General features: G+C 63.9%; 1 protein-coding gene. It reads right to left on the bottom strand.

Translation table 11 applies throughout. The features are described from left to right. A partial coding sequence (locus NDJ82_RS27390; protein ID WP_250926667.1) for an AMP-binding protein occupies positions 1-679 on the bottom strand: 679 nt, incomplete at both ends.

Here is a 679-nt window from a genome sequence, read left to right as displayed (position 1 = left end):
AGGATGTAGGTGGTGAGGTTGGCGATCGGCTGGCCAATCGGCACGCTGGCCTTGCCTTCTTCGCGGCAGGTCCAGTGGGTCACGTCGATGGCGGCTTCGGTAGGGCCGTAAAGGTTGAACAAGCCGGCGTTCGGCAACTTGGCGAACACCTGTTGCTGGGCATCCACGGGCAAGGCTTCGCCGCTGCACACGATGCGTGTCAGGCGGGTGCACTGGGCGACGGATTCATCCAGCAGGAACACCTGCAGCATCGACGGCACGAAGTGCAGGGTCGTGACCTGGTAACGCTGAATCAGGCTTACCAAAATGGCCGGATCGCGATGGTCGCCAGGCCCGGCAACGGCCAAACGGGCGCCGGTCATCAGCGGCCAGAAGAACTCCCACACCGACACGTCGAAGCTGAACGGGGTCTTTTGCAGCACGGTGTCGTCGGCGGTCAAGGCATAGGCCTGCTGCATCCAGCACAGCCGGTTGGTCAGGGCCGCATGCCGGTTGCCGGCGCCTTTGGGCTTGCCGGTGGAACCTGAGGTGTAGATGACGTAGGCGAGGTTTTCGCCGTCAACGGCGACTTGCGGGTTGGTGTCGGCATAGCCGCTGACGTCCAGTTGATCGAGGGCCAGCACCGGCAGCGCGGCGGGGATCGGCAACTGCGTGAGCAGGTGTTGCTGGGTCAGCAGCA

It is taken from the genome of Pseudomonas sp. SR18, from assembly GCF_023701505.1.
Taxonomy (GTDB): Bacteria; Pseudomonadota; Gammaproteobacteria; order Pseudomonadales; family Pseudomonadaceae; genus Aquipseudomonas; species Aquipseudomonas cyclaminis.
The sequence above is the reverse complement of the archived record's forward strand: the minus strand, read 5'-3'. Positions and strand labels throughout refer to the sequence as shown.